This is a genomic window from Neisseria sp. RH3002v2g (assembly GCF_014596425.2).
In the GTDB taxonomy this organism is placed as follows: Bacteria; Pseudomonadota; Gammaproteobacteria; order Burkholderiales; family Neisseriaceae; genus Neisseria.
The window spans coordinates 586,627-609,370 of the sequence record NZ_CP110721.1; the positions used below are offsets into that span (position 1 = coordinate 586,627).

Below are 22,744 nucleotides of genomic sequence, written 5' to 3' on the forward strand. Positions count from 1 at the left end.
GCCTTTTTGTATGCTGTTTATCAGAACAAGTTGCTGACAAAAATCAGCAAAATCACCAAAGGCACAAGGTATTTCACATAGGCAAACCAGATATTGACTGTCGTATGGTTGCCTTTATAAAGCAATTCATCCTTCGCCTCGTCCTTCATCACGAAACCGACAAACAGCGCGGAGCCGAGCGCGGTCAGCATAAACAGGATATTGCCGCTGATGTAGTCAAAGGCATCAAAAATATTTTTGCCGAACACGGAAACGTCTTTCCACGGGCCATAGCTCAAAATAGACGGAATGTTGCCGAAAATGAAGATGGCAGCCAAGACAATTGTAATCGCGGCGGTACGGCGGATTTTGGTTTTCTCCTGAATCGTCGTAATCAATACTTCATAAATCGTCAGCGAGGTCGTCAGTGCGGCAATCAGGAGCAGCGAGAAGAAAATAACGGCGAACACAGGGCCTGCCCACATATTCGAGAACACAATCGGCAGGCTTTGGAATACCAAAGTCGGGCCGGAATTAGGGGCAACGCCGAAGCTGAAGAGCGACGGGAAAATCATAAAGCCCGCCAACACCGCGATGATGGTATTGGTAATGGCGGTAATGACTGCGGTTTGCACCAAATTTTCGTTTTTATCCAGATAGCTGGACAAGGTAATCATCACGCCGAAACCCAAGCTCAAGGCGAAGAATACTTGACCTAAAACGAAGACGAACAGTTCGGCGGTAATTTTGCTGAAATCAGGCTTCAGATAGAAAGTAATCCCTTCCATTGCGCCCGGCAGGGTAACGTTGCGCACGACCATGGCAATCAGGAACAAAAACAGCAAAGGCATCAGGTATTTCGCCGCTTTTTCAATACCGCCGATGACGCCTTTGACCAAAATCCATTGGTTCACAACGACAAATAGGAAGGTGTAAAAGGCAATTTCCCAAGGGCTGTTTTCGATGTGTTCGGTAAAGAAGCTTTTCGTTATTTCGCCGCTGACAGGGTTGGAAATGTCCAAATTGCCGCCGATGATGTTGACGATGTAACTGATGACCCAGCCGCCGAGCACCATGTAATAGGCCATGATGCCGAATGCGCCAAGCAGACCCATCCAGCCGACCAATTTCCAAATTTTGGCAACGGGTTTGCCGTTCATTGAGCCGCCGAACGCATCCAGCGCGTTCACGCCTTTACGGCGGCCGATGACGTTTTCCACCAAAATCATCGGAATACCGATGACCAACATGGCGATACAGAATAAAAACACATATGCGCCGCCGCCGTTTTCACCGACTAAATACGGGAAACGCCACGTTGCGCCAAAGCCGACAGTCGCGCCGGCAACGGTAAGGATGTAAGTCAAACGGTTGGACCAAGTTTGACGGGGTTGATTGGAAGACATAAAAACTCAGATACATGAAAATAAAGACAACATTTTACCGCAAAGATTTAACGAATCTTGACTAAAGTCTGAAAAGAATGTTAGGTAAAAAAACTATTTAATGAAGAATTTTTAGTGAGTCTTTCTAGTCTACTTGATATGGAAACGTGCAAACAGAGAATTCTGCTAAGGTAATATTGAATAAACGGCATCAGCAGAGGCCGTCTGAATGGCATACGTTTATACCTGTTTGGATAGCCGACAGCGCTCTTTTTATGAAACGATTCATTTGAAGTTGAACGGGTTTGGATGGGTGCAGAAGAAATCGGAAATTAAGTGGGAATAATGGCAAGCAATGAATAGGGTTGCACGGTTTGGAAATGATGGGCTTTGATAAGGAGAGGCCGTCTGAAAGTACGTTTGCAGACCTGCCGAATTTTAGATAAAAAAAACCATCTATACTAAGGGGAAAGTATAGATGGCCAAACACATTACGGGGAAAACGTCTTACTCACTTACTCACTTCTCTCGAAGCAAGTGTTACTCAGACAGGCGAATTATACAATAGTTCAGTCCTTCTAGTGTTAAATTCTGTTAAATAAAAATAATAAGGTTTAGATGGTTGATTTTAAATAAATTAAAAATCCATTTTGTTTAAAAAAATATCTCAAAATTTTGGAATTTTTTTAGATTTGGATGAATTTCCATTCTCCGGCGGCCAAATCGTCGACATTCCAGTCGCCGAATTTTTCACGGTGGAGCTGCTCGACACGGTTGCCTGCGGCTGCGACCATGCGCTTGACCTGATGATATTTGCCCTCGGTAATGGTCATCATCAATGTGTTTGGGTCGGCCAACACTGCTTCGGCGGCAGCGACGGTTTCATTATCGTCATGCAGGAGGACGCCGTTTTTCAACGTAGCGCAAAGGGTATCGTCGGCAGGATGCTTCAAGGTAACGCGGTAGAGCTTCGGAACTTTGTGTTTGGGCGAAGTAACGCGGTGGTTAAATTGCCCGTCGTTGGTAATCAGAATAATGCCGGTTGTGTCTGCATCCAAGCGGCCGACTGCCTGCATATTGATATTGCGCATGTGGTCGGGAAAAAGGCTGAAGATGCTCGGATATTGCTGGGGTTTGTGCGAAGTTTCGTAATCCGCAGGCTTATGAAGCAAAATGTAGAAATAGGGCATGGGTACGGCGGCAATCTCTTCGCCGTCAACAGACAGGGTGTGCACTTGAGACGGATCGATATCGTCTTTGGCACGATTATGAATTTCGCCGTTTATGGCGATACAGTCATTGTCTATCAGCCACTGGCATTGCTTGCGGCTGCCGAGGCCTTGCGATTGGATGTATTTGAGCAGTTGCATGGTTAAAAAGTAGGAAATGTTCAGACGGCCTTTATTGTACTGGAAAACCGGTTTTGAGGCCGTCTGAAAAGCAGAGGCAAAAAAATCGCCCCTTTAAAATGTTAAGGGGCGCAAAAGGAACACAAACCACTACCAAAAACTGTTACAGGGCAAATTCTCCTATTTGATGTGTTGCCGGATAAAGAGCTTTCATCAAGTCATGTGGTGAAAGCGAGAAATCTTCGCTGTTTGTCGTCAGACGGCCTTGCTGAGGCGTGAGTTCGAGCAATCGGGCGTTTGCCGACTGGATGAACTTGTTTTTCGTGCGCTGCATTTTTCGTTGCAGGGCAGAAACAACGCGGTTGTACAGACTGTCTTTTTGCTTGACTTCGCGTGTGTCGGCCACCCAGCTTAAGCGCGTATTGCCGTCTTCATCTTCAATCAGCAGGATGCCGGTTTCTGATTGGGGCGATTTGCCCATGCAAGGAAGCCAAACATAATAGCGGCCATCTAAAGTAATGAATACTGCGTCGTGTACTTCGCACTCATCGCAACATTTGGTGGCGATTAAAGAGCGGATGGCTTGTTGGTGCAGTCTCAGAATGTCAAGGGAGACTTGCTTAAAAATACTTTCGGGCATTTTCTTCTCCTTTTATTCTGTGGTGCGGTTGTTTCGTTTCGATGGGTTGTATTATACGGAGATTTTTTAAATTTGCAAATGATAATTGTTCCTATTATTTAAATAATAAGTAAGGTATTCATTATTAAAGAAATTAAATTTAAAAAATTTTGTAGAAATTGGGTTTTCTACTCAAAATTGGAGTAATAGCCGGCCAATAGATGAAAAAATAATAAAGGCCGTCTGAACAAATCCAGCGTTAAAAGGGTATTTGAAAAGCAGCTAAAGTTTTGCTGACTATACATTTCAGACGGCCTTCAGTATGATTCAGGACGTTTTGATAATTGCAGAAACCACCAACCATGAGCCAACGTCAGATTATCCTCGATACGGAAACCACGGGCCTTTATCCTGAAAACGGTGACCGTCTGGTCGAATTTGCCGGCTTGGAAATGATCAACCGCCAAATGACCGACTCCAACCTTCATTTATATGTCCACCCCGAACGCGATATGCCGGAGGAAGCGGCGAAGGTGCATGGTTTGACGATTGAAGTATTGGAAGCGAAGAATGCGCCGCCGTTTGCCCAAGTGGGTAAACAGATTGCCGACTTTATTCGTGGCGCAGAGCTGATTATCCATAACGCCAAGTTTGACGTCGGCTTCCTGAATATGGAATTCCGCCGCATGGGTTTGCCTTCTATTGAGGAACTGGGTTGTAAAGTCACCGACACGCTGGCTATGGCGCGTGAAATGTTTCCGGGGCAAAAGGCAAGCTTGGATGCCTTGTGTAACCGCTTTTCCGTTGACCGCAGCAAACGTGTCTTGCACGGAGCGTTAATCGACTGCGAGCTTTTGGGTGAAGTCTATCTTGCCATGACGCGTCAGCAGTTCGACCTGATGGGCGGCGAGGCGGAAGAAGAGGGCGAAGTCAAACCAACCATTATTGCCGAAACCAAACGTACGTCGCAGTTGAAAGTCATCAAAGCCGATGCGGACGAGCTGGCCGCACATGAAAAATATTTGGACGATTTGGGCGAAGCGTGCGTATGGCGCAAGGCTGAAACGCCGGATGAGGCCGATGCCGGAGCGTCAGCATGATGCGCCGCAATATCGCTTTGATTCCTGCTGCCGGTGTCGGGGCGCGATTTGGCGCGGGAAAACCCAAACAATATGTTGAAATCAATGGTAAAACCGTATTGCAACACACCATAGAAATTTTTGAGCAACACTCACGCATAGATTTAATTGCCGTTATTCTTTCGCCGGAAGATTCGGTTTTTCAGACGGCCCTGTCTGAGAAAGTACGCGTCTTTCGAGTAGGTGGAGCAAGTCGCGCCGAAACGGTACGCAATGGTGTGTCCGTTTTATTGGAGCAAGGTTTGGCCGAGGCGCAAGATAACATTTTGGTTCATGATGCCGCGCGCTGTTGCCTGTCTGCCGAAGCGTTAACGCGTTTGCTTGATGAGGCAGGCGAGAATGATGAAGGCGGTATTTTGGCCATACCGGTGGCCGATACGCTCAAGCGGGCAGACGGCAATCATCATATTGATGAAACTGTTGCGCGCGCAGGATTATGGCAGGCGCAAACGCCGCAGCTTTTTCAGACGGCCTTATTAAATCGCGCCTTATCTGTTGATGATTTGAGTGAAATTACGGATGAAGCGTCAGCGGTTGAAAAACTGGGTATCCGGCCGCGCTTGGTGCGGGGCGATACGCGTAATTTAAAATTGACGCTGCCGCAAGACGAATACATTGTCAGGTTGTTGCTCAAGGCCGTCTGAACAATCAAAACCCATTATTTTAAGGAAACAAACATGAATATCCGTGTCGGACAGGGCTACGATGTCCATCAGTTGGTTGAAGGGCGAGATTTGATACTCGGCGGCGTCAACATTCCGTTTGAAAAAGGCTTGCTGGGCCATTCCGATGCCGATGCGCTTTTGCATGCGATTACCGATGCCCTGTTGGGCGCGGCCGGTTTGGGCGATATCGGCAGCCATTTTCCCGATACTGCCGTCGAGTTCAAAGATGCAGACAGCCGTGTGCTGTTGCGCGAGGCTTATCAAAGCGTGCAGGAATTGGGTTGGAAGGTGGTTAATGTCGATACGACCGTAATTGCGCAAAAACCCAAACTCGCGCCACATATTCCGGCCATGCGCGCCAACATTGCCGCCGATTTGGGCTTGTCTGAAAACTGCGTCAACATCAAGGGCAAAACCAACGAAAAACTTGGCTATCTGGGACGTATGGAAGCCATTGAAGCGCAAGCGGCAGTATTGCTGATTAAAGCCTAAGGGCTTAAAATCGTTTCATCATTCAAACCGAAAGACTGACAACATGGCAACTCAAGACGAACTCAAACGCATTGCCGCCGAGAAAGCGGTGGAATTTGTTCCTGAAAACGAATACATCGGTATTGGCACTGGCTCTACCATTAACTTTTTTATTGAAGCTTTGGGTAAAAGCGGTAAGAAAATCAAGGGCGCCGTATCTACTTCCAAAAAATCCAGCGAGCTTTTGGCAAAATACGAAATTCCAGAAGTTTCACTGAATGATGTGATGGGTTTGGCGGTTTATGTTGACGGCGCAGACGAAGTCAACCACGCGCTGCAAATGATTAAAGGCGGCGGCGGTGCGCATTTGAATGAAAAAATCGTGGCCAGCGCATCGGATAAATTTGTCTGTATCGCCGATGAAAGCAAATATGTTTCCCGTTTGGGCAAATTTCCCTTGCCGGTCGAAGTGGTTGAAAATGCCCGTTCGCTGGTGTCGCGCAAACTGCTTGCCATGGGCGGACAGCCTGAGTTGCGTGTCGGCTATACTACTTTCTATGGCAACCAAATCGTTGATGTTCACGGCCTCAATATCGACCAAGCCCTGAAAATGGAAGACGAAATCAACAAAATCACCGGCGTAGTCGAAAACGGTATTTTTGCCCGCTATGCCGCCGATGTGTTGGTTTTGGGTACGGCAGAAGGCGCAAAAGTCATCCTGCCTTGTCAGGATTAATGAAGATTAATCAATCTTAAAAGGCCGTCTGAAAGCGTATCAGGTCTTTCAGACGGCCTTCAATTTGGCAAAATATGCAAATCAGTAAAATTATCAAATGGCTGCCTGTTGTTTTATCCGTGTTGGGCGCGCTTGGTTACAGTTCACGCGATACCGAGTTGATTCGTACCGGGGTAAGCGTTGCCGCAACATTGGCACAAAACGACAATATCGGTTTGGAAAAGGTCAATGAATGGCTGGGAGAAAATGTCATCAAAGCCACATCTGACACCAAAACCGAAGCCGAACCCAAGCAAGAACAGAAACAAAAACAAAAGTCATCGCGACAAACTTACACATACAATGGAAAAATCATCAAAATCCATGATGGCGATACCATGCACATTATCGATAGCGACGGCCGAAAACACAAAATTCGCATGGCCTATATCGATGCACCGGAAATCAATCAGGCCTATGGTACGCAATCACGAGACAATCTGATTGATGCCGCACTAAATAAAAAAGCCAAAGTGCGCGTGTTTGAAAGCGACCGCTATCAGCGCGAAGTTGCCCAAGTATCAGTCGGCACGATTGACTTGAATTTAATGCAGATACGGGATGGTGCGGCATGGCATTATGAAAGTTATGCCAAGAAACAACAAAGTAAAACCGCCTACACCGACTATTCGGCCGCACAAAAGCAAGCCAAGGAAAAACGTAAGGGCTTATGGAAAAAAGGCAATCCGCAAGCGCCTTGGCAATTTCGCCGTCAAAACCACGAGCAGCAGAATACCAATAAAAAGCAGTCTGATAAACAATGGTTCGGGATTTGGTAGGTTTTAAGAAAGAGGCCGTCTGAAAACTTTCAGACGGCCTTTCATTATGATGAAATAAACGTATAGGGCAGATTTTATATCAGGGGAAAATAGTATCGGGATTTTAGGATAAATCACGAATTTTCATCAAAATGTTGCTAGGGAAAGATACTTGATAAGACATTACACCCTGTTCGGATAGACGGGATCAACCATATTCAAAAAGAGCAGATATAAAAAAAGACACCGTTAGCTGGTGTCTTTAGTATCTGGCAGAGAGGAAGGGATTAAAATTTAATCATACCTATATGATTTATTGATGATTATTTTTTTGAAAAGTATAAGTAACACATAAGGTAACACATAAAATCTTATTTCCCACGATATGGATTAAACCAGCCTTACTGAATTTAGGAAGGTCTCTCTGTTCTACACTGACAGCAGGTAGCGCGCGCTCCCCCTCCCTCCGCGGGGACTCTGTGGGGGTGCGTTTTTTTATGCAGCAGCGGCTCCTACTGCAATCCTTATATTTCATAGGGTTTTCGGCGATTTTCGAACACTGGTTTTTTATGCGTTTTTATGCAAGATTTGACATTTTTATGCTGATTTATGCGCTACTTGTAAAATATAATAATAAAGCCGTCCGAAATAAATCAGACGGCCTTTTTTACTCCATTTTTATGGCGTTTAGTATTTGGTCTGTAATGTACTCCAAGTCTTCTTTCGGTAAGCCCAATAGCAGGCGGGATGGCAGGTTTTTTGCCGTGCTACCGTCTTCGTGTTCTGTTGCAATTTGCGCGGCTTTACCGCCGAACCATCCGATTTTTGCATGGTTTTCATCTGCTTTTTGACGCAGCCAGCGGGCGGCACCGATACGGCGGAACATTACCATACGGGATATTGTCGGCGTTTTCAGGTACAAATATTCTCGCCGAAATCCCAAAAGCCTGCGTTCGCCCTCGAACCGTACTAATTCATTCCCGTTTTCTGTGCGACTATATGCAATACGGCCGGTGTAGCTATCTCCGTATTTCTCTCCAAAAAAACGAAACGGGCGGCGGTGTAGTTCCTCTCCATCCCGTAGGCGTCGGAAAGCAAAACGGTCGCCTTGACGTTTTGCCATCGGATTTCCGTCAGGCTCGATATTTGCTTTAATGCGGTTTCGGTTGCGGCGGCGTAGCTCCGTCGCGATATTACGCATAAGTTTGGCACGGGCAGACGGCTGAATCTTTAGCGCTAAATGTTCAATTTGGGCAACGAGTGCTTCCAGTTCTTCCATATTTCCTCCTGCACTTGAAGTAAAGGACGCATTATGCGTCCTTTATCTGTTTAAAAAACGGGGCGCGGCGGCTCGGATTTTGTTTTGTAGGAGACTAAGCCGTTTTCATCCAAACCGGCAATGACTGTTTCTGTCAATTTTAATTCGATCATTACATCCCAGACATCCGACTCTATCGGCTCTGCCTCGAAAACAAAGGCTCTTGATGATGCGTCTGTGCCCGGGCACAAAATATCCGGCTGATTTTCTTGCAGCCACTTATTCACAATCAAAAAGAGATACGCTGGATCTCGATGGAACTCCTGAATAAAAATATTGAGCGTGTACTTCGCTTCATAACTCAATGTATTGCGTTTCGGAATAATCTGCCCCGACAAAACCGTCAGACGCAGACGGTCAGGGGCGGCTTTAAACTCCGGCAGCGTTTCTTGTATGGCAAGACGCAGGCTTTTGGGCTTTTCCATTATCAGACGACCTTATTTTTTAAACCGCTGCCGCTGCTCTTCGATACGTTGGCAGTCAATACACAATCGGCAACCCGGTACTGCTTCTCGACGCGCTTCGGGGATGATTTCACCGCACTCTTCACACTCTTGGGCTGATGGGGCGGCGGATTCTTGTTCCTTTTGGCGCAACAGCCAGAATTCGCGCATTTTTTGCTCTAAGTCGCAGGCTTGGTCGATGATGTCGGTCATGGTGTGGCTTTCCCTTCTTCATCGCCTTTGAGGCAGGCGGACAAAGCGTCGCGATAGAGGCGGCATTGTTCAAACGCCGAGCGATAGGCAATCAATGCGCGAACCATGTCCGCATTGGTTGTAATCTCTTCGGGCGGGTAGGCTTCACACTTCGGCACCGGCGGGCATGACTCGGCAGCCTGTACAGATACCGGCGGATTATGGGTGCAGGCAGTAAGGGCAACGGCGGCAACGAGAACAGAGAGACGTTTCATGTTTTATCTTTCATAGTTTGATGTTTAAAAGGGCGCAATCATGCGCCCCGCTGTTATTTTTTATTGATGGTTTTGGCTACATCTTCGGGCAGTTTTTCAGACGACCATTCATGATGCTTAGTCAGTGCCGCTTCGACTTGGCTGTTTTTTTCAGCCTGAACCTTCATGATTTGGTTTACCTGCTCCTGCAAACTTTTGGCGCGTTCTTTATAAAGCCTGATCGCGGCGTCTTTTGATTTGATGGCGGCTTCTTGCTCGGCGACTGTTTGTGTCAGTGCCTTATTGCTTTTTCGCATGTGTATCAAGCCATATCCGAGGACGGCAACGGTCAGGATATAAGACACGACAACAACAATAGCTGTTTTCATACCATCCTCCTTTTTAGGCTTCGCTCACGCCTGCGGCGGCAGTGCCGGTAACAATAGGCAGGTTGTAACGCTCTGCGGATGGGTACGATTTAACCGGCTTGCCATCAACCAATTTAGACGGCCAATAGTAGCCATCAATGTCTGCACCGTTAAACGGCACAACAGATACGGCATTGCCCTGATTACCGCCCCATCCCATAATTTGCCCTTTAGCGTTTTTGCCGCCGACGAAAAACACATGGCCGCCACCTTTACGGGATTTCACGGCGATACAGCCATAGGCGGGTTTAGCCAGCTTAGTCAGACCAGCCTCTGCCCATGCCTTGGCGCGATACCAATCTTTTATAACGCCGCGGCCGCTTTTACCGAGGCAGTAACCGACAAATAGGCCGCACCATGGCGTCTCATCGTCCGCATACCATGCTTTGGCCGCATTGGGAAAGTTTCCCATTTCTTTGAGCCAAGATTGGATAATCGGGTTATGTTTCGCGCCGACGATTTCTTTCAATCCGACGTGTCGGCGGGCTTCTGCCATCCAGGGCAATTCAGTCATGCTTTCTTCCTTTTTTATTCGTGTGTTTAAATATTTTCTTGCGGTATTTTTTTTGATACGCGGTTCAAAAAACCTTGATTTTCTGTGCTTGGGCGTGTTTTCTTTGGGTGGATTTTGCTGATATTGCCGCCACTCCATAGCACTGCGCCCGTGTGCAGGGCCAGTCCGAAGATAAGCAACCATATAGTCAGTGATTTAATGGAAAAGGCAGCGGCCAGGGCGAGACTGCAAAACCATACGATAGATAAATAGGCGATTGCCGCACTTAACGGCTTATGTTTTTTCCCGCGGGTGTCAAAAAGGATGATACGAACGGCCGCGGTCAGGGACAGGGCAATGACGGCAGCAGATTGGACTGTATTCATGATTCTTTTTCCTCTTCCAGGGTTTTCAGACGGCCTTTTTCAATCAGGCGCATGACACGCTGTAAACCTAAAACCAGTCCGGCAGAAAAAATGGCAGCGGCGGTAAAGCTATTGATGGTCAGTGTTTCACCCGGCAGCAGCCAGTTGATTAGGCCTTCTGCGCCGTCGTAACCGAAAATGCCGCCGATGAAAGACACAGCAAAAAGCCATGCCTTATTAATCGGTCGCTCTGCCTTTTGGCTTAATACGAACAGCGATGCGCCTATGAGTGCACCGAAGGCTACGGAGGCGTGGACGTGGTAGCTGCCGATGATAATTACGGCGGCGTTGACAGCAGTGGTAGTTTTGTCTTGGGTCATGACGTTTTCAGTCCCATAGATTCAGGGTGGATTTTTGTTGTGCTTCTTCGTGGTTGGCTTGAGGCAGTCGGATAGTCAAACCGGCAGGTAGGAGGGCAGGATATTTCGATAAGCCGTAATTTTCAGGGGCGGTCAGGATTTGTTCGGTGTAGCCTGCGGACGTCCCGTAATGGTTACAAGCGATATTGGCGACGGTATCGCCTTCACGGGTCGTGTATTCCATCAAATTAATTCCGAATCGCAGCGGCGCTCGCCCATGACTGCCGCGGTGGCATAGTGTGCTTCACGGCGGAAGTCTTCGGCTTGATGTTGTTTCATTTCGGCACGCTCGCCTGCTTTTCCCGATGGTTCTGTATCTGCGTATTTTTCCAGCAGAAGTGATTTGGCATAGCAATAGACGGCGCGGCGGTAATGGATGGTTTTAACCGATTCGCCATTAATGACGTCGTCTGAATCGCCTGTTTCGGCAAGAGTGCCCCTGCCAACCTGTACGGCGGCAATGCGGTATTTCTTAAGCTGGCCGTTGACGTGTGCGACGGCTTCGAGGACGGCATGGTAAACACGGCTGCTTGAAATGTTCGCTTCAATCCTCATTACTTCGCGAAAGTTGGCAAGGTCGATGATTGGGAAAAAAGGAATACTGCGAACTTCAGATTGGTCTAATGCTTGCCGCCCTTGATCGGGGGTGTCGGCGAAAACAATAGTCATGATTCATTTCCTTACGGAAGAAGCCTGCCCGATATTTAGGCGGGCTTTGGAAAGGAGGCGCAGAGGCTTTGCATGCTAAGGCCGTCCATGATATTTCTGGAGGACTTGCCGCAGGCTTGCGCCCGGCGAGGGGAGCTAGGTCAGCCTTTAAGCTGTTTTTTGATGGCTGCAAGGCGGGATTTGACACCGATTTTTTCAGAATACTTCAGTGCGTTTTCGTAGTAACTCGCCGCACTTTCGAGGTCTTCGGCTTCTTCCGCACGTTCTCCAGAGGCTTTGTAGAACTTGGCGCGGATGATGTCTGTCAGATTTAAGGTATGCATACCCGTGTCTGGGTTGACGGTGCTGATGAGTGTGAGCAGATCAGTATGGTTGGCTTTACTCAAGTCAGCACCGTATCCATACTGTTCAGCCAGCTCTTCAATTAAGAGGTCGGGCAGGTCACGACGGTAGTCATCTTTGACTTTCATGTCATGCTCGATGGCAAATAGGATGTATGGCACGGCTTGGTCAAGCTCGCCAATGTCAATCAACCAAAGCAGGGCGGTAGTGAAGATCGGATCGGTTTCAGCGGCCGAACCGGAGAGATAGACGTCTTCCAGCCATGGAAGATATTTTTCTACCATTCCTTTTTTGGCTTGGATTTTGTCGGATACGGATTTAATTTGGTGTAGGAAGGCGCGATCGGTGTTAAGGCTTGCCAACAGTCGGCGGTAGGGTTCGGCGACATGGATGTTTTCGCCGTTTTTTGCTGCCTTCTCTGCTAAAACCTGTTGTTTGTGTGCCTGGGCTGGAGTCATTGGATCCCTTTCATTAGGCCGTCTGAAATTTCAGATGGCCTTTTTTTCTACTTCACGATTTTGATGTTTTCGACCAAAGCTGCTGCGCCGTACTCTTCGACGACATAGCAGATATTTTCTGACTGGTAGTCGGCGATGCGGTCGAATTCAGGTTCGTCCGCCAGCTTGCGGCGATGGCCGCCTTTGTGGAAGTAGATGGACAGGTTTTTCAGCGGAGTAACCAAAATCGTATTTTTGGGGAAATACGGTGCAGTTACGACCGGCAGACCGCCCAAGCGTTTTTCAGACATGATGATGTCGGCAGGACGCAGCTCACTTGCCTTGTTGCCTGCTTCTTTGATAACGGCAAAGTATTTTTCAGACAGCAAAGATTGATGGCAGATAACGGTCATGCCCGGCATGTCGTGGAACTCTTCGTCAATCAAGCTTTCGGCAACGTCCGTAACCAAGTGGTCGAGAGAGGTATAGGATTTGCCTTCGCCGATTTCTACGGCATTGGTTGCGCTGCCCATGACGTTGGATGCTGCATTGGTACGCATATGCTGCAACCAGCCGGTTTGTACGTCCTGCAAGAGAGGATTTGCCGAAAAGTCGGATGTGGCGGCGGCAGACGTACCGTTGAAACCGATGGCAATCAGGCTCAAAGCTTTGGATTTTACGAGCTGGTTATTGATCAACTTGACGTATTCAGGTTGACTGCTCCAAGAGTCCATATCGTCGTAGCTGACTTGAGTGTCAAAATTTACTTTTTTACACAAATACTGGCGGTCGGTCAGGTTGTGATATGGCTTGGGCTGACGGCGTACAGTACCGTCGCCGTTTTTAGTATCAGTTCGCGAGGCATTCAGACCTGTTGATAAACCAATGATTGAGCCGGCAATTTCGGTTTTGCTGATGATGTTGATTTTTTGCAGGAATGTTGACTCCAGGCGGACGGCTTCGCGCATTTTTTGAGAAACGGCGGGCGTTACACTGAAATGGCGGGATACGCCTTCGGCAGTTGTACCGTTGGCTTTGGCGACGGCGTTGATGTATTGCTGGATATACGGGTGCATGGCTTACCTTTTCTTAAAATTCGGAAGCAGGGTTTGTATTCGCGCCGGTATGTGGCTCTGCCTGATTGATCGGGGCGGACTCAATAGCGGCCTTAAAGGCATCGAATTCTTTGCGCAGGGCAGTGTAGTCATCGGCGAGTTTTTGGGTAATTTGGGCAGACTGCTCCAATTCTTTGTTCAGGTCGGCAAAGGCTTGGGTGTAGTCGTTTTTTTCTGTTTCGACAGGGGCGGGATCTGATTTCTTATTGAACATTTTGTCGTGGAGGGCGGCAAAAAAGCCTTTTTTCTCATGTTGGGGTTGGTTGGCAGGTTGGGTCATTGGCAGGCTTTCCATTTCGGTATAGGCGGCGGTGTAGTTGGTATCTTCAGGATTGAGTTGACGGAACTTGAGCATGGTCGTACCGAGAGATGCAGGGCTATCCGTCATCGCAAGGCCGACCAGATAAGCTTTGCCGGTGTCGGCGAATGGCTTCATGATTTCCATGGATGTATAGACTTTTTCGCGCTCTTTGATGTAGCCCAACATTTTTTCAGTAGGGTCGATACGAGCGTAAAGGCGGGTAATACCGTCTGAAGTCTCTGCTTTCAGCTCGAGGACGTCCCCCAGGCCTGAATAGTCGTTTTTGGGAGAATATGGGCGGTAATGCTCAAGGTTGATGCGTGCGCCGTAGATTTGTGGGTCGTAAGCTTCTGCGGCGGCGATGAGGTCGGCTGATTCGATCGTTCGACCGTCGGCAGTTGCACCGGATTTGCCGATGCAGAACCATCGGTCGCTGAATTTTTCAGTGGAATTTTTGGCGGATTTATTCATGCGTATGCGCTCGGGTGTTTGTCCGTTTTATTTTGGCATTTACGGAAAAGACGGCAAGCGACAGGGGTTTTAGGTGGGTTTTTCAAGTCATGCGGAGCGGGTAGGATTGGCATTTTTGCCCGAAAATCGGGTATTGCCGCTATTTTTTGAAGACATGGAAAAACGTCAGAATATTGAAATTGCCCAAAATATCGACCCGCGCCTTGTTGCGCGGTCTCTTTACTGGCAGGGATGGAAAATTACCGCCATCGGGCGGCATTTGGGACTGAAGCCCGCCACGGTACATTCTTGGAAGCAACGGGAAAACTGGGATGGCGGAACACCGATGCAGCGTGTTGCCTCATCTATTGAAGCGCGCCTGATCCAACTCGTCAACCTGCCGAACAAATCAGACGGCGTTTACAAAGAAATGCGCCAACTTTCCGCATTAATGGGCGGCGAAGGCAAAAGGCCGTCTGAAAAATCGGAAACGCCGAAAAACAACCGATTTGACGGCGCAGACAAGCCGCCTTTTGACAGCGTGCCGACCATAGACCGCCCACCGCGTGAACGTACCGAGCGCACCGAACGCAGCCGCACCCGCTCCGTCGAAAAACCGCCGAAAAACTATATCGCACCCGAGCAGCAGCAGCGCATGGTAGAGATTTTTGAAGAGCAGTGTTTCGATTATCAGCGGTATTGGGGCGAGATTTATCGGACGCACCGTTTTCGAAATATCTTAAAAAGCCGCCAAATCGGCGCGACTTTCTATTTTGCCCGCGAAGCCTTCCTGACCAGCTTAAAAACGGGCATCAACTCCATTTTTCTGTCTGCGTCCCGCGCGCAGGCCTATCAGTTCAAGCAATACATCCTCAACCTCTGCAAGATGGTCGATGTCGAGCTTAAAGGCGGGGATGTGATTTCTTTGCACAATGGCGCGGAACTGCATTTTTTAGGCACCAATTCACGGACGGCACAAGGTCGCAACGGTAACTTGTACGTCGACGAATACTTCTGGATTCCCGATTTCGAGCGGTTGCAAACACTGGCCGAGCCGATGGCGAGTCAAAAGCACCTGAAGACGACCTATTTCTCCACGCCGTCATCCGAAGGCCACCCCGCTTATGGTTTTTGGTCGGGCGCGATGTTTAACGAAGGCCGCCCTCGAAGCGAGCATATCAAGCTCGATTTGAGTCATGCCGCTTTAAAAAACGGTCGTCAGGATGCCGACGCGCAATGGCGGCAAATCGTTACGATTCATGATGCGCAGGAGTCGGGCTGCAACCTCTTCGATATTGATTATCTGCGCCAGCGCAACTCGCCCGACAAGTTCGCACAGCTCTTTGAGTGTCAATTCGTCCCGGACGGCGAGGGCGTGTTTCACTTTGCCGACCTGCAAGCCTGCGGTGTCGAATCGTGGGATTGGACTTGGTACAAACCTGACATGATGCGTCCGGCGGGGAATATCCCCGTATGGATAGGCTACGACCCGAGCTATACCGGCGACGCGTCCGGCTTGGTGGTCGCCGTCCCGCCGCAACGCAACGGCGAACCATTCCGAATTTTAGAAACACACATGATTAACGGGGCGGATTTCGAATCACAGGCCCAAATCATTCGCGGCATGACGGAGAAATTCAACGTTACCAAAATCGTCATCGACGCAAACGGTATCGGCGCGGCGGTGTACGACCTTGTTAAAAAATTCTACCCGCCCGCCATCGGCATGACCTACACGCCCGACATTAAAGGGATGATGGTTTTAAAAACGCAGAACCTGCTCAAAAACAAACGTATCGAGTGGGACGCGGGCAAAATTGATTTGCAGATGGCGTTTATGTCCGTCCGACGCGCAATTACCGCCAGCGGACGGAACATCACTTACGAATCGACGCGCAGCAAAGCCGCCAGTCATGGCGACTTGGCTTGGGCAGCGATGATGTTGTTTTATCAAGAGCCGCTGGACAATGTTGTCAGCGGACGATTTGAGATTGATAGTTAAAGGATTTTTATGTCTGATTTAAATTCGACAGGCAATGAACCACGCACAGATTTAGAGATTTTCAGTTGGGGCTACGACGAGCGTTTGTCTTGGCTCGGCGCGGCGTGGGAATGCGCCGACAACGGCCATTATTATGAACTGCCCGTCAATCAGGAGGACTTGATCAGTTTACTCCGAGTAGGCGTACATCATTCGTCTGCGCTGCACTGCAAACTGAACGTCCTAACTTCCACATTCGAACCGACCGCGCTTTTGAACCGCGCCGAATTTAAAAAGCTGGCATTTAATTTCCTCGTGACCGGCAACGGCTATCTGGCGGCGGAGCGCAACCGATTCGGCAAGGTCTTGGGATTTAAAAACCGACTGTCCGTCTATATGCGCCGCTCTTCGAAAAATTACGACAGAGACGGCTATTTCTACCTGCGCGACCATGTTTTTGAGACTGCGGACTTTATCCCGAAATCGGATATTATTCATTTGATGCAACCGGATTTGGTGCAGGAGATTTACGGCATCCCCGATTATTTAGCGGGTTTAAGTTCGGCAGAGCTTAACCACTCGGCCACGACATTCAGACGGCGCTACTACGACAACGGCAGCCATGCAGGCTTTATCGTGTACGCAACCGACAACAATATGAATAACGATGACTGGAATAATCTCAAGGACCAATTTAAAAAAGCGCAACGCGAAGGCAATTTCCGCAATGTCTTTTTGCGCTCGCCTGACGGTAAACCTGAAGGTATCAAATTGATTCCGATTTCAGAGGTCGCCGCCAAGGATGAATTTTTAAATATTAAAGGAGTAACCTCTCAAGATATGCTGACAATACACCGCGTGCCTCCTTCATTGATGGGGGTCGTCCCGACGGCGGCGGGCGGCTTGGGTGATGCCCGGACGGCGGCGGAAGTATTCGCCGCGAATGAAATCGAGCCGATACAGGCGGCGTTTCTCGAAGCAAACGACGCATTCGGCGCGGAGGTTTTTAAATTTAAGCCGTACACTTTGGCAACGGCCAAGGTGGAGAAATAGGATAAGGCCGTCTGAAACTTTTCAGACGGCCTTTTTTATTTGGCGAAGTACTCATCCCTCATTCTGATAACATCATCCTTCTTATAGAGGTTGTCCCGCCCTAGCAGCTTCGGCTGCGGTATCAGCCCCGCCCGGCGGCGCGCCCAAATGGTTGTCGTGGACGGCGGCTTTTTGCCCGGTATTGTCCATAGTTTTTTCACTTCATCCAACGTGATGTATTCACCCATTTTTGTTCCTTTCCTGTTGGTCAGTTTCGGTTAATCAATTTGTCATTCATCGCCTGCGACGCTTTAATGGCGGCGCGGGCAGATTCGATGGCGCTTTCAACGGTGTCGTACTGCGGCTTGGTGTAGCGGACGGTTTTGGCGCGGATATTGGCTTCGTTTGCGGCCTTGATGGCGGCGAAGTCAAAAATAGGTTCTTGCGGAGTCAGTCCGCTGGCGAGCGGACGGCGTAGTTTTTCAATACTGCGGATGTATTCGCGGTAGTTTCTTTGTTTTTTGCGGGCTGATTCGCTATGGAAGGCATTATCTTTCGCCGCTTTTTCGATTTTTTCGCGGGTTTCACGGCTCATGTATCTCAGCTCTTCGATATTGTCTAAATCGAGCATGTCTTTTTTATATTCTTTCGCCAATTCAGGACTTAAACCTGTCTGAACTAAATCAACGGCGGTTTGCACCGAAAATCCGTGTTTCCAAATAAGCCATTCTACAGGCTCGGTTTTTTCTAGGTCGGCCAGGGTTGCAGCTGCTGGGCGATTGATTAAATTTTGCGCAGATTCGGGGTCGAATTTCATTTTCGTAGAGTTATTGACACAAGTCCAAGCGGCGGCGGTGCCGCCGTTTTTTTTCAAAACCCACGAATGGACGCGCGAAATTTCGACGCGTCCGGTGGCTTTTTCGTAAACGCCCATGATGCGGTCGGCAGGGATTTCACCGTAGCAGTTCGGCTCTTTCGCCTCTTCGCGGTATAGTCCGAGACGGACGTTTTTGCGCGATACGGACTCGCCGCCCAAAAGGACGGTAAAACGCATCCAGTCGCCCATGTCGGCAGCCTGTTGGGCAAGCATTAAAAGGTCGTCTGAAGCGTCGGGGTTGATTCGGCGCAGCTCGCGCCAAATGGTAACGGGGCAGCCGCCGATTTGCTGGAACTGGCGGATACCGTGATGACTTGCCCATGCGTCTACGCGGACGGCGGTTTCCGCCATGCTCAACAGCGCGTCAGACTCATAGTCAACGCCCAAGCCATCGCCGCTTTGACTTTTGCCGTCGATGTTTTTGGCGATATATTTGGCGATATAACCGGCAGCCGAGCCGCGCGCCCAGTTGATGGCTTCGAAGTCAACGCGGGCAGAGGCAGGGGTTTCCTTCCAAAATTTAAAATATTTGGATTCCCAGAATTTCTTCTCGGTTTTCAGACCGGCGCGGATGGCAGCGAGCGTAGGCGCGCTGCCTTGTTCTTCACGGATTTTCGATTGGATTCGGCGGGCTTCCGCGTCCGCTTCTTTCGCAGTCGCCAAGTATTTCAAACCCAGCTCTTCGCGGTTTTCTCGGCAAGCGTGTTTTGCCACGACGCGGCGGAAGGTAAGGCGGTGTTGCTCTTCCATGAAGACAAGGCCGTGCCAGTGCGGCGTACCGTCATGATGCGGCTCAGCAACGCGGAAACCGTAGATTTTGATTTTCAGACGGCCTAATTCCGCACAGACACGCGCCCATACTTTATTTAAGTATTCCTGCGCCTGCGTCGGCGTTTCGCCGCTGAATTTCTCGTTTGGCTTGCCGAAGTGGTGCATACGGTGCATGCGGGAAGGGCAGGTAATCGTAAAAAATTCGCCGACGTGGTTTTTCAGACGGGCGATTTCCTCGAAGCCGCGAATACGCACCATCAATTCGGCGCGACGCAGGGCGGGATTGGATACAGAGACTTCAGACAAGGCCTCAAGCGTGAACTCTTGCCCCAGCTCATTGATGGCAATCATGGTTTGCAACATGGCAAGATTGCGACGCTTTTGAGACAAGCGGCGGAAAACCGCTTCATCAGAGGCATAAAGCCCCGTTTTACGGGATACAAAGCCCGCCTCGCGGCGGTAGCGTTCGGCAGCGCGCGCGAAAATGCGGCGAAGCTGGCGACGCCAGAATTTAGGGGCTTGCAGGCGGGCTTCGATGGCTTCGGGGATTTTGTCCTTGAATACTTTTTGGGTATCGATGCCGTATTCGGCGGCGACATAGTGGATCAGACCGGCGAGGCTCCAGCCGATACGTTTTTTAAAATAGATGTCCTTGGCTGCGCTATCAGCAAGGACGCGGATGTCGTCGTCCGAAGCATCCAAACCTGCCGAACGGACGGCAGGCGGCAAAATGGTCAGATTGTCGAGCAGGGTTTTCAGACCATCTTCGGCGCGAACACGCGCAGCGGCAGGCTGAATGCCGCCGTCCAATTGACGGACGACTAAATCGGTAAAGAACGAACGCGCTTTTGATGCCTCGGCAGGTTTCAGGCTTTCAAATCCTTCGCGCAACACAGGCGGAATCAGCAAAAAGGCTTGGGCGGCGTAGTCTTGCTGCGCCGCCTTTGCATTTGCTGTTTGAATTGATATGCCCATGATTTGTCCTAAGTGAAAAGGTCGTCTGAAATACCTGTCTGTCCAGGTGGTCAAGCGTCTGTCCGCTTTGTCTTTGCTCCGTTAGAATGGAAGCTCCTAAACAACCTTCCCGGAGAAATGAAATGAAGCTCAATCGCGAACTTCAAAGAAAAATATTGTCTGTCCTGACAGAATGCTTCCCCCAAGACCCTCCACCGAATTTCCTTCATACCTTACGCGCTGAATACGGCGAGGATGAAACAGACGGCAATCTGATGTATTTGGAAATGCACGGACTGGTCAACGTCAAACTTACCCACTTCGTAAGCGGGGCGTATTCCATCGATTATGTGAAACCGACCGAAAAGGCTTTTGATTTCCTTGCCGAAGACGGCGGTCTTTCTGCGGTTTTAGGGGTAGTTACGGTCAGACTGGATGCGGAAACCCTGCGGGAATTGGTCGCCTTGAAAATAGACAAGGCAGACATTCCGACCGGTCAAAAAGAAACTCTGCTTAAAATTATTCGCTCTCTGCCGGAGGAGGGGTTAAAGCGGTTATCGTCCCGATTGATTGAGTTCGCTTTGGACAAGGGCGCGGATTTAGTGAAACTGCTTGATATATCCGGCGGCCTCTAATCGTTGCCAAGTGGCGAAATCGGATGCTTCCGACTTCGCCCAACTCCATATCAAATTCTTCAATCGTGCGGTCTGAACATTCAGGCTCGGATACCATCAGTCGATTACCGGTATCGCACCATATGTACTGGTCGGCTTCATATATCTGCATGGTTTCATCTCAATGCTTAAAATAGTCCTGAATTCTTTCTTCGATTTCCGCGTCCAGCTTCTTCTGCTCAATTTTGTAATCTACATAGAGCCAAGCAGCGAGCGCGGCGGCAAAAACAATGCCGATGACTGCGATGATGCTCATTGCCCCACCTCCTGCGGAATTTCAGCGTCGCCGCCCATGTGGTCGAATGTCGGCGATTCGTAAGCACGTACAACGTCCGTTTCAGGCAGCGTTTGCGGCGGATTCGGTATGTTTCCGTCTGTCGAACCAAGCATAAAATAAGATGCGGCGAGCATCAGGGCGAGGATGATGTAGCGGATTTTGATTTTCATGATGTTTCCTTGTTTGGTCGGGTTCAGGCAGCCTTAAGGTCGTCTGAAACTGGGTTTACTTTCATTTTTCTGCCGGCATATACCGCGCGGGCTATTTTTTCGTCTATGCCTTCAAGCTGTCTGGCGGCTTCGGAAAGCTGGAGAACCGGCAAGCCCAAGCTGTACACTACGTTTTGCTGATTCAACATATTGCCCAGTCGGGCGATTTCCTTTATCAACCGCTGGCTATCTTCCAGAGCCTTGCTTTGCTCCGGTGTAACCAGCCAACTTCTGACGACTTCGGCATCGTTGTAAGCCGCCAACGGCTGACGGCCTGTATTTCGTTCCAAGAGCGCGTCGCGCTCCAAGCCGTTCATGATTTTTGCGTTTTCAGTTTTACTGCTTGCCAGCTTTTTGCCGATATTCCACATGGCGCGGGCTTGGGCTTTGGTTCTAAAAAAGCGAACCCGCTGCGGTGCCGACTTCCACGTCGGGACGATTTCGCCGTTCATTTTTCTTTCCCTTTACAACAAATTTCTCTGACTGCTGCCGCCGTGTTGTTCGATGATTTCGTCTGCCGTCATCTGCGGTGGCACCAAGGCGGGGTTTTGATGCAGCGGGCTGGGCGGGGAAATGGTTTTGATGACTTCCGTCGATGCCACGCCCGACCAGCCGCACGAAGCATTCAGGCATTGAATCGAGCTATAACGGAGGCGGTCTGTCATCTTCCGACTCGCCGTTACCTTGCAGCGGCTGCCGCAGCAAGGGCAGGTAATCTGTACCCGCATATTTCCGTGTTCCGCCTTACTGATGTTGCGCTGCGCCATTTTCATTTCTCCGTTTCAGGTCTGCCGATGCGTCTTCAAAGGCACGCAGATACATTTCCGCATATTCCAAGGCAGCTTCGGCGGCAAATTCGCTCAATGACTTATTCGCCGCGCAGGCCGCCGATTCCATCAGGTCAAGCTCTTCGCCGAAAAATTTGACCTCGACGGCGGCAGTGGCTAGTTCTTCCGGCGCGCTTGTTTTGGGGCAGGGTTCGGCGTGGACGTGTTGTTTGAGAGACAGTCTGCCTTCGATTTTGTGAATACAGTTTTGACACATGACGTTTCCTTTTTGGGTTGATGCCGACTGTCCGGCGGGTCAAGCGTCTTTCCGCTTTGTCATCACTCCGTTACACCGTTCAGGTTAAATATTAGACGGGGCGGATGAAATTCCACGGATGGGCACTCAGTCCGGAAGCGCATGCGTCGTAATAGTTACCGCCAAACACTTCTTCGTTACCGTTCAGCCATACAATCAGGTGCTTTTTGGTTTTCCCGCGCCCTTTGACAAAGATTCGCCCTACCGTGCTTTCCTGATTTGTATTCCAATCATTCATTCTCATAACATTTGCAACATGTTTCATTTTTCTACTCCTTGGTTGGGGTTGATGCCGTCTGAAATTATTCAGTCTTTCAAAAGTAAATTATAAAAATACGTCTGGTCTTAAATCTTCCCGCCGAACTCCATACCCAAGCTTCTCAATTTCAACTGCAATTTCAGCTGGCATTTTATTGCGACCCTTTACCCAACTATTTACAGTGGAACGTTTTTTTCCAAGTTTTTCGGCTAATGCTGCTTGACCGCCAGCAGCTTTGATTGCTTTTTCTAGGTAATTCAT

The 22,744-nt window shown here is 49.3% G+C and carries 33 protein-coding genes; 8 read left to right on the top strand and 25 right to left on the bottom strand.

Annotation, left to right across the window (positions count from 1 at the left end):
• Positions 1 to 20: 20 nt before the first annotated feature.
• The 3 genes from BBP27_RS02800 to BBP27_RS02810 all read right to left on the bottom strand — a co-directional run bounded on the left by BBP27_RS02800 (position 21) and on the right by BBP27_RS02810 (position 3,353).
• Positions 21 to 1,385 carry a sodium-dependent transporter gene (locus BBP27_RS02800; protein WP_188211643.1) on the bottom strand — a complete coding sequence of 455 codons (1,365 nt, stop codon included), beginning with the start codon at positions 1,383 to 1,385 and terminating at the stop codon, positions 21 to 23.
• A 665-nt stretch (positions 1,386 to 2,050) separates the two neighbouring features.
• On the bottom strand, positions 2,051 to 2,734 hold the full coding sequence (locus BBP27_RS02805; RefSeq protein WP_188211644.1) for a 16S rRNA pseudouridine(516) synthase: 684 nt from the start codon (positions 2,732 to 2,734) through the stop codon (positions 2,051 to 2,053).
• A gap of 142 nt (positions 2,735 to 2,876) precedes the next feature.
• Positions 2,877 to 3,353: an NGO0322 family iron-responsive protein gene (locus tag BBP27_RS02810; protein WP_003746951.1), complete on the bottom strand. Its 477-nt coding sequence runs from the start codon at positions 3,351 to 3,353 to the stop codon at positions 2,877 to 2,879.
• A gap of 341 nt (positions 3,354 to 3,694) precedes the next feature.
• Here BBP27_RS02810 and dnaQ point away from each other — a divergent pair, with 341 nt between their 5' ends.
• From dnaQ to BBP27_RS02835, 5 genes are all read left to right on the top strand, one after another.
• Positions 3,695 to 4,432, top strand: coding sequence for a DNA polymerase III subunit epsilon (gene dnaQ / locus BBP27_RS02815; protein ID WP_188211737.1), 738 nt, complete (start codon positions 3,695 to 3,697; stop codon positions 4,430 to 4,432).
• The gene (gene ispD, locus BBP27_RS02820; protein WP_188211645.1) at positions 4,429 to 5,115 is read left to right on the top strand and encodes a 2-C-methyl-D-erythritol 4-phosphate cytidylyltransferase; all 687 of its coding nucleotides are present in this window, start codon (positions 4,429 to 4,431) and stop codon (positions 5,113 to 5,115) included. Before dnaQ ends, ispD begins: the two co-directional genes overlap by 4 nt.
• A gap of 33 nt (positions 5,116 to 5,148) precedes the next feature.
• A complete protein-coding gene (gene ispF, locus BBP27_RS02825; RefSeq protein WP_188211646.1) occupies positions 5,149 to 5,628 on the top strand; it encodes a 2-C-methyl-D-erythritol 2,4-cyclodiphosphate synthase in 480 nt (159 codons plus the stop codon).
• Positions 5,629 to 5,671: 43 nt separating this feature from the next.
• Positions 5,672 to 6,343 carry a ribose-5-phosphate isomerase RpiA gene (gene rpiA / locus BBP27_RS02830; RefSeq protein WP_188211647.1) on the top strand — a complete coding sequence of 224 codons (672 nt, stop codon included), beginning with the start codon at positions 5,672 to 5,674 and terminating at the stop codon, positions 6,341 to 6,343.
• Positions 6,344 to 6,417: 74 nt separating this feature from the next.
• Complete coding sequence (locus BBP27_RS02835; RefSeq protein WP_188211648.1) at positions 6,418 to 7,161, top strand: thermonuclease family protein; 744 nt, start codon at positions 6,418 to 6,420, stop codon at positions 7,159 to 7,161.
• A 646-nt stretch (positions 7,162 to 7,807) separates the two neighbouring features.
• On the opposite strand, the gene BBP27_RS02840 is transcribed toward BBP27_RS02835, so the two are convergent.
• The 13 genes from BBP27_RS02840 to BBP27_RS02900 all read right to left on the bottom strand — a co-directional run bounded on the left by BBP27_RS02840 (position 7,808) and on the right by BBP27_RS02900 (position 14,387).
• Complete coding sequence (locus BBP27_RS02840; RefSeq protein ID WP_188211649.1) at positions 7,808 to 8,419, bottom strand: phage virion morphogenesis family protein; 612 nt, start codon at positions 8,417 to 8,419, stop codon at positions 7,808 to 7,810.
• Positions 8,420 to 8,469: 50 nt separating this feature from the next.
• Positions 8,470 to 8,883, bottom strand: a complete 414-nt coding sequence (locus tag BBP27_RS02845) for a phage tail protein (protein ID WP_188211650.1) — start codon at positions 8,881 to 8,883, stop codon at positions 8,470 to 8,472.
• Positions 8,884 to 8,895: 12 nt separating this feature from the next.
• Positions 8,896 to 9,114, bottom strand: coding sequence for a TraR/DksA C4-type zinc finger protein (locus tag BBP27_RS02850; protein ID WP_070860426.1), 219 nt, complete (start codon positions 9,112 to 9,114; stop codon positions 8,896 to 8,898).
• The gene (gene lysC, locus BBP27_RS02855; RefSeq protein WP_188211651.1) at positions 9,111 to 9,368 is read right to left on the bottom strand and encodes an Rz1-like lysis system protein LysC; all 258 of its coding nucleotides are present in this window, start codon (positions 9,366 to 9,368) and stop codon (positions 9,111 to 9,113) included. The genes BBP27_RS02850 and lysC overlap by 4 nt, the downstream gene beginning before the upstream one ends.
• A gap of 53 nt (positions 9,369 to 9,421) precedes the next feature.
• Positions 9,422 to 9,736, bottom strand: a complete 315-nt coding sequence (locus tag BBP27_RS02860; protein ID WP_188211652.1) for a twin transmembrane helix small protein — start codon at positions 9,734 to 9,736, stop codon at positions 9,422 to 9,424.
• A 13-nt stretch (positions 9,737 to 9,749) separates the two neighbouring features.
• Complete coding sequence (locus BBP27_RS02865) at positions 9,750 to 10,289, bottom strand: TIGR02594 family protein (RefSeq protein WP_150540458.1); 540 nt, start codon at positions 10,287 to 10,289, stop codon at positions 9,750 to 9,752.
• Positions 10,290 to 10,315: 26 nt separating this feature from the next.
• On the bottom strand, positions 10,316 to 10,654 hold the full coding sequence (locus tag BBP27_RS02870) for a phage holin family protein (protein WP_188211653.1): 339 nt from the start codon (positions 10,652 to 10,654) through the stop codon (positions 10,316 to 10,318).
• Entirely contained in the window at positions 10,651 to 11,013 is a 363-nt protein-coding gene (locus tag BBP27_RS02875; protein ID WP_063075543.1) for a putative holin, read from the bottom strand. The genes BBP27_RS02870 and BBP27_RS02875 overlap by 4 nt, the downstream gene beginning before the upstream one ends.
• Before the next feature lie 7 nt (positions 11,014 to 11,020).
• Positions 11,021 to 11,236, bottom strand: coding sequence for a tail protein X (locus BBP27_RS02880; RefSeq protein WP_188211654.1), 216 nt, complete (start codon positions 11,234 to 11,236; stop codon positions 11,021 to 11,023).
• A complete protein-coding gene (locus BBP27_RS02885; protein WP_150540460.1) occupies positions 11,236 to 11,721 on the bottom strand; it encodes a head completion/stabilization protein in 486 nt (161 codons plus the stop codon). Before BBP27_RS02885 ends, BBP27_RS02880 begins: the two co-directional genes overlap by 1 nt.
• Positions 11,722 to 11,861: 140 nt before the next feature.
• Positions 11,862 to 12,521 carry a phage terminase small subunit gene (gene gpM / locus BBP27_RS02890; RefSeq protein WP_188211655.1) on the bottom strand — a complete coding sequence of 220 codons (660 nt, stop codon included), beginning with the start codon at positions 12,519 to 12,521 and terminating at the stop codon, positions 11,862 to 11,864.
• A gap of 47 nt (positions 12,522 to 12,568) precedes the next feature.
• Positions 12,569 to 13,576 (bottom strand): phage major capsid protein, P2 family, encoded by a 1,008-nt coding sequence (locus BBP27_RS02895; protein WP_070646910.1) that lies wholly within the window; start codon positions 13,574 to 13,576, stop codon positions 12,569 to 12,571.
• 13 nt (positions 13,577 to 13,589) lie between these two features.
• Positions 13,590 to 14,387 (bottom strand): GPO family capsid scaffolding protein, encoded by a 798-nt coding sequence (locus BBP27_RS02900; protein WP_188211656.1) that lies wholly within the window; start codon positions 14,385 to 14,387, stop codon positions 13,590 to 13,592.
• 115 nt (positions 14,388 to 14,502) lie between these two features.
• Between BBP27_RS02900 and BBP27_RS02905 the strand changes: the two genes are divergently transcribed.
• Together BBP27_RS02905 and BBP27_RS02910 are read left to right on the top strand one after the other, a co-directional pair.
• The gene (locus tag BBP27_RS02905) at positions 14,503 to 16,368 is read left to right on the top strand and encodes a terminase large subunit domain-containing protein (RefSeq protein ID WP_223168913.1); all 1,866 of its coding nucleotides are present in this window, start codon (positions 14,503 to 14,505) and stop codon (positions 16,366 to 16,368) included.
• Positions 16,369 to 16,377: 9 nt separating this feature from the next.
• On the top strand, positions 16,378 to 17,400 hold the full coding sequence (locus tag BBP27_RS02910) for a phage portal protein (protein ID WP_188211657.1): 1,023 nt from the start codon (positions 16,378 to 16,380) through the stop codon (positions 17,398 to 17,400).
• A gap of 35 nt (positions 17,401 to 17,435) precedes the next feature.
• Here BBP27_RS02910 and BBP27_RS02915 read toward each other — a convergent pair whose 3' ends face one another.
• Complete coding sequence (locus BBP27_RS02915; RefSeq protein ID WP_063075550.1) at positions 17,436 to 17,627, bottom strand: hypothetical protein; 192 nt, start codon at positions 17,625 to 17,627, stop codon at positions 17,436 to 17,438.
• Positions 17,628 to 17,647: 20 nt separating this feature from the next.
• A complete protein-coding gene (locus BBP27_RS02920; RefSeq protein ID WP_188211658.1) occupies positions 17,648 to 20,002 on the bottom strand; it encodes a replication endonuclease in 2,355 nt (784 codons plus the stop codon).
• Positions 20,003 to 20,124: 122 nt separating this feature from the next.
• Here BBP27_RS02920 and BBP27_RS02925 point away from each other — a divergent pair, with 122 nt between their 5' ends.
• Positions 20,125 to 20,616: a hypothetical protein gene (locus BBP27_RS02925; protein WP_045074463.1), complete on the top strand. Its 492-nt coding sequence runs from the start codon at positions 20,125 to 20,127 to the stop codon at positions 20,614 to 20,616.
• 160 nt (positions 20,617 to 20,776) lie between these two features.
• On the opposite strand, the gene BBP27_RS02930 is transcribed toward BBP27_RS02925, so the two are convergent.
• From BBP27_RS02930 to BBP27_RS02960, 7 genes are all read right to left on the bottom strand, one after another.
• Positions 20,777 to 20,911: a hypothetical protein gene (locus BBP27_RS02930; RefSeq protein WP_265511154.1), complete on the bottom strand. Its 135-nt coding sequence runs from the start codon at positions 20,909 to 20,911 to the stop codon at positions 20,777 to 20,779.
• Positions 20,908 to 21,102, bottom strand: coding sequence for a hypothetical protein (locus BBP27_RS02935; RefSeq protein ID WP_188211659.1), 195 nt, complete (start codon positions 21,100 to 21,102; stop codon positions 20,908 to 20,910). The genes BBP27_RS02930 and BBP27_RS02935 overlap by 4 nt, the downstream gene beginning before the upstream one ends.
• A 23-nt stretch (positions 21,103 to 21,125) precedes the next feature.
• On the bottom strand, positions 21,126 to 21,593 hold the full coding sequence (locus BBP27_RS02940; RefSeq protein ID WP_063075553.1) for a hypothetical protein: 468 nt from the start codon (positions 21,591 to 21,593) through the stop codon (positions 21,126 to 21,128).
• A gap of 12 nt (positions 21,594 to 21,605) precedes the next feature.
• Positions 21,606 to 21,908, bottom strand: a complete 303-nt coding sequence (locus BBP27_RS02945; RefSeq protein WP_159068341.1) for an ogr/Delta-like zinc finger family protein — start codon at positions 21,906 to 21,908, stop codon at positions 21,606 to 21,608.
• The gene (locus BBP27_RS02950; RefSeq protein WP_063075555.1) at positions 21,886 to 22,185 is read right to left on the bottom strand and encodes a hypothetical protein; all 300 of its coding nucleotides are present in this window, start codon (positions 22,183 to 22,185) and stop codon (positions 21,886 to 21,888) included. The genes BBP27_RS02945 and BBP27_RS02950 overlap by 23 nt, the downstream gene beginning before the upstream one ends.
• A gap of 91 nt (positions 22,186 to 22,276) precedes the next feature.
• Positions 22,277 to 22,489 carry a hypothetical protein gene (locus tag BBP27_RS02955; protein WP_063075556.1) on the bottom strand — a complete coding sequence of 71 codons (213 nt, stop codon included), beginning with the start codon at positions 22,487 to 22,489 and terminating at the stop codon, positions 22,277 to 22,279.
• A 60-nt stretch (positions 22,490 to 22,549) separates the two neighbouring features.
• A complete protein-coding gene (locus BBP27_RS02960) occupies positions 22,550 to 22,744 on the bottom strand; it encodes a transcriptional regulator (RefSeq protein ID WP_063075557.1) in 195 nt (64 codons plus the stop codon).